The organism is Mesorhizobium kowhaii (assembly GCF_042431665.1).
Lineage (GTDB): Bacteria > Pseudomonadota > Alphaproteobacteria > Rhizobiales > Rhizobiaceae > Mesorhizobium > Mesorhizobium kowhaii.
The window spans coordinates 516-1,308 of sequence record NZ_JBHLYT010000246.1 but is presented as its reverse complement, the minus strand read 5'-3'; the positions used below and the strand labels follow the sequence as shown (position 1 = coordinate 1,308).

1 pseudogene is annotated in these 793 nt (G+C 59.9%); it reads right to left on the bottom strand.

The features are described 5' to 3' along the window. A pseudogene (locus ACFFNA_RS40585) lies at nt 1-475 on the bottom strand (hypothetical protein); the annotation flags it as partial. Nucleotides 476-793 lie beyond the last annotated feature (318 nt).

The following is a 793-nucleotide window of genomic DNA, read 5'->3' as shown; positions in this document are numbered from 1 at the left end:
CGCGGCGAAGGACCTCATCGGCGATCGCGGCTGTGGCCTTGCGACAGTCCGGTGCTTCCGGCCACTTGCTGAAACCATTGGCCAGCAACGAGAGATTTTGGCTGCCCAGCTCACCTAGTACGCCCCTTTGATCCTGACAAATTCGGGCGATTCTCATCGCTCCATCGCGACATTTCGTCGACAATGGGTCCCGACCGAATGATGATGCGAAGAGCGAAAGCGCTCTCGGTTCAATCTTCTTCATTAACGCGAGATCAAGCTGCGACAGCCGAGCTGCGACAGCCCTGCAAGCTTCTATCCCTGCCTGCCCTCCCGCATACCGGCTCACCGCATTGCACGTAGTGGCGTACCCCCATGATTGCCGGGCGTCGATATCTTCCTCCAAGCGCGGGACAAATTTGCGTTCAAAATCGACGGAGGCCTTTTGCATGAACGTTGCTTGATCCGGCATCCGCAGGCGCTTGGAATGCTTCACCACCTCTCTTGAGAACCCCCCGATGTCACGCGCGTTAGCAATTCCTCTTAGTGCTGCATGCAACTCGCCTGAATACTGTGGATCAGGTCGCTCAAAGCTGGCGTGGCTCTGCGCGGCTACGTCGTCTACGCGCCGCTTTCCAAGTCCAGGACCCAGGTCGCTTGCGGATTGCCTTGGCTGCGGAAGCGCGCCCGATTGCGAGCTCTCGGCCGCCTGATTGCGCTGGCGCATGCTTGCTTGCGAGTCTCCGGCCGCCCGATCGCCGCGCCAATGCTCGCTATCAGAGCGCGAGGAGCCTTCTTCCCGATAGAGTGCGCC